This is a genomic window from Nitrososphaera sp. (assembly GCF_050748925.1).
Lineage (GTDB): Archaea > Thermoproteota > Nitrososphaeria > Nitrososphaerales > Nitrososphaeraceae > Nitrososphaera.
Map to the genome: position 1 here is coordinate 1 of NZ_JBOGQF010000171.1, position 3,370 is coordinate 3,370.

Sequence of the window (3,370 nt, forward strand, 5' to 3'; positions counted from 1 at the left end):
CTACAGGTGGGTCAAGGCAGTCACCAACATCCGGGCGCTGTACTACGACTTTGAGACCCATCTCGGCACCTTTATCACACTCCCGATGATAGAAGACATCGTCGTCACTGGCAAGAGGGTCGAGTCCAGCTCGCAGCACATGGCCAACGCCTACACGTTCCGGCCCGGCTCCGGCAACTATTCCTATTCGAACATCCCGACCAGCGTTACAATAGGCGATGTCCTCATCATGCATGCAGGCGCGCCAGTCATCCGGCTCAATTCTGTGCAAGATCCTGATGGGGTGGCCGGACTGCTGCGCGCTGCGGCCAAAGAGTCGCTGGCAAGCCTGAGGGCTCCGTCGCCTTCAGCCTCTGCGGCGCCGGGGCAGCCGGAAAGGGGCTCCTGCCCCGCATGCGGCCTGCGCAACCCTGCCGGCGCACGCTTTTGCAACCAGTGCGGCTCGCAAATTTGACAATATTTTTATCGCCTATCTGACAACATTACCTTACCGTGGGCATCCCAGAAAAGATCAAGGCCATACAGGACGAGATCCACAAGACCCAGATCAACAAGGCGACCGAGTTCCACGTCGGTCTGCTAAAGGCCAAGATCGCCAAGCTAAAGCGCGAGCAGGAGCAAAACATCCATGGCCGGACCGTGCATACCGGCGGCGAAAACGCCGGCTTTGACGTCCGAAAGGCAGGCGACGCCACTGTCGTGCTCATCGGCCTTCCGAGCGTCGGCAAGTCAACGCTATTGAACAGGCTCACAAACGCAAAATCGCGCGTCGCCTCTTACCAGTTCACTACACTCACGGCAATCCCCGGCATGATGGACTACCGGGGCGCAAAAATCCAGGTGCTCGACCTGCCCGGAATCATTGAAGGCGCGGCCGCCGGCAAGGGCTTTGGCCGGCGCGTAATCTCTGTCGCAAGGGGCGCCGACCTGGTGTTGCTCATACTCGACGTATTCCAGCCACAGCACGTCAACCTCTTGAAGAGGGAACTTGCAGAGGCGGGAGTAAAACTGGACGAGCGGCCGCCGGACGTCGTAATCGAGAAAACTTCGACAGGCGGCCTGTCCGTCAACTGTCAGGTGCCTATCAAGATGGAAGAAAGGATGGTCAAAGAGATCGCCCGCGTCTATGGCATCCACAACGGCAGGATAATAATCCGAGAGCCGAACCTGACAGACGACCAGTTAATAGACGTACTTAACGAAAACCGCGTCTATACAAAGGGGCTCATACTCCTCAACAAGATAGACCTTGTCAACCAGGGGTTCATCAAGGAAGTCCAGTCGCAGATTGGAAACCAGTTCATCCCAATATCCGCAGACGCCAGCGTCAACATCGACGCGGTAAAGGAGGCAATTTACAACAAGCTCGACTTTATCCGGATATACATGAGGCCCAAGGGGGGCCAGACAGACTACAAGGAGCCGATGATCGTGCCCAACGGCTCGACCATCCAGGACATCTGCAACAAGATCCACCGCAACATGGCGCGCAACTTCAAGTACGGGATGGTGTGGGGCAAGTCGGCAAAGTTCGCGGGACAAAAGGTGGGGCTTGATCACGTGATGTATGACGAAGATGTCCTGACGATAGTAAAGAACCCCGGCGCCCTCTAGGACTCGGCGATTATCTTGCCCTGCATGCCTGGGTGCAGCGAGCAAAAATATTCGTAGGTCCCCGGCTTGTACGCGGTTATCCCTGTCAGGTGGTGCCTTCCGCCCGGTATGGGGCCTGTCTCTATGCTCTGGATTGCTCCGGTCTTGTCATTTATCTGCAGGTCGTGGTAGACCACGTCGTCGTTCTGGACCTGCAGCCTGGTCGGCACGTTCACCTTTACGTGCACGTCCGGGTTGGTGCCGTTAAACGTGCTCCTCTGCGCAAGAAGCGTAATGGCTGCAACCCCTGGAACGACCGACTCTTCTTCCGGCTTGGCCAGATTGCCGATGCCCCACATCGCGCCGACTACCAGAAACGATATCGCCACCACTGCTATCAGGTTGTTGCGGATGGACACGCAAGCGTGCTTATCTCCATGCACTATTATCCGTTTAGGATTGAAAAAACAAAAATGAACTGCATTCGTCAGAACGCAGGGTTAGTTTGTGTTCTCTGCCGTGGCTGCGCCGTTGACGACTTCGGCAGTCGCGAACCGCGGTCCGATCTGTGTGACACGGATCTTTGCGTTCTGACCTACCTTGCCGTCCTTCACAAAGATGACAAAGCCCTGTATCCTTGCGATTCCGTCACCCTTGCGGCTGACTTCGGTGATCTGCACGTCGTATTCCTTGCCCGCTTCCACGGGTTTTGGACCGAAACTGTCTCTTCTTCCGAAACTCATACGTGGAAAAAGAATTGCGTACTCCCTATATAAACTATGGAAGAAAGTTACGATCCTATCTTCATGCCGTCATCGCATATGGACCGGAGGCATTCTATTGCCGAAAGCACTGCCAGGTAGCTGGTCTTGGGGTTGCCCGGGGACGGCGCGTTGCTCACTGCGAACCTGAACTCGCCAAAACTCCCTCTGGCAGTTATCTCGTGCTGGTTCGTGCTTGCCGCCGGGTCTGCGACAATGCGCACGGTTGTTTTCTCAAAGCCCATGCCTGCCAGGCTCAGCACCGCCGCCACGTTGACGTTTGCCGGAAACATTCTGACTGCTTCAGAAGCGGGGCCTTCGTACACCGTTGTCTTCTCTTTTATTTCGTCCAGTTTTATCCTGCTTGCCTGAAAGAACGGCGCCCCTGCAAGGGCCTTTGGGCTCTTGGTCGTGGTGAGCGTGACAGATTCCAGCAGGTGCCTGACGGCCCTGACCGCGTCGATGCCGGCGATAGCGCCTGTCGGCACGTATATCCTGCCTTTTGCCTCCTGTAAGGCCAATCGCAGAGCGCCGTCGGCAAGCGCGCCCACGCTCATTACCATCAAGTCCTTGCCTGACTCAAGGACTCGCCCTGCAAATTTTCTTACGGCGTCCTGAGATGCCGCTTCAACTATAATGTCGCAGTCGGTCGCGATGAACTTTTCAAAATCATCATGAGCGGAAACGTCAGTGCGCAACTTTTGTTTCAAGGATTGCGCGCTGCCCTGCACGACGTCAAAGAGCGACACGAGCGTCGCGTTCTTGACAGAGCCGGCGTCGACTGCCAAGGCGAGCTGGCCCCCTATGGTGCCGCAGCCAATGATGCCGACCTTTTTTGCAGTCATGCGCAAAAAGATTAAGGCGAGGAGGGATTTTTACCTTCTTCCGCCGCGGCGCTCTGGCTTCTTTTGGCCGGGAAGCCTCTTTTTCTCAAAGCGCTTTACAAAATTGTTCTTGTTCCTTTCCCTGGCTATCGGGCTTGAACGTGGCTTGGCGGTGACCTTGGGCGTCTGACC

The 3,370-nt window shown here is 56.1% G+C and carries 5 protein-coding genes; 2 read left to right on the forward strand and 3 right to left on the reverse strand.

From position 1 onward, the window contains the following. Both ACREAY_RS10835 and ACREAY_RS10840 read left to right on the forward strand, forming a co-directional pair. Positions 1–454 (forward strand): zinc ribbon domain-containing protein (locus ACREAY_RS10835; RefSeq protein ID WP_431755784.1); only part of this gene is annotated, 454 nt, incomplete at its 5' end. Between the two features lie 38 nt (positions 455–492). Continuing rightward, positions 493–1,614 carry an OBG GTPase family GTP-binding protein gene (locus ACREAY_RS10840; protein WP_431755785.1) on the forward strand — a complete coding sequence of 374 codons (1,122 nt, stop codon included), beginning with the start codon at positions 493–495 and terminating at the stop codon, positions 1,612–1,614. On the opposite strand, the gene ACREAY_RS10845 is transcribed toward ACREAY_RS10840, so the two are convergent. The 3 genes from ACREAY_RS10845 to ACREAY_RS10855 form a co-directional block, all read right to left on the reverse strand. Further along, positions 1,611–2,012: a cupredoxin domain-containing protein gene (locus tag ACREAY_RS10845; protein WP_431755786.1), complete on the reverse strand. Its 402-nt coding sequence runs from the start codon at positions 2,010–2,012 to the stop codon at positions 1,611–1,613. The genes ACREAY_RS10840 and ACREAY_RS10845 overlap by 4 nt on opposite strands. An 81-nt stretch (positions 2,013–2,093) precedes the next feature. Then, positions 2,094–2,336, reverse strand: coding sequence for a TRAM domain-containing protein (locus tag ACREAY_RS10850; RefSeq protein WP_431755787.1), 243 nt, complete (start codon positions 2,334–2,336; stop codon positions 2,094–2,096). Between the two features lie 47 nt (positions 2,337–2,383). Continuing rightward, positions 2,384–3,199, reverse strand: coding sequence for an aspartate dehydrogenase (locus ACREAY_RS10855; protein WP_431755788.1), 816 nt, complete (start codon positions 3,197–3,199; stop codon positions 2,384–2,386). Positions 3,200–3,370: the final 171 nt, after the last annotated feature.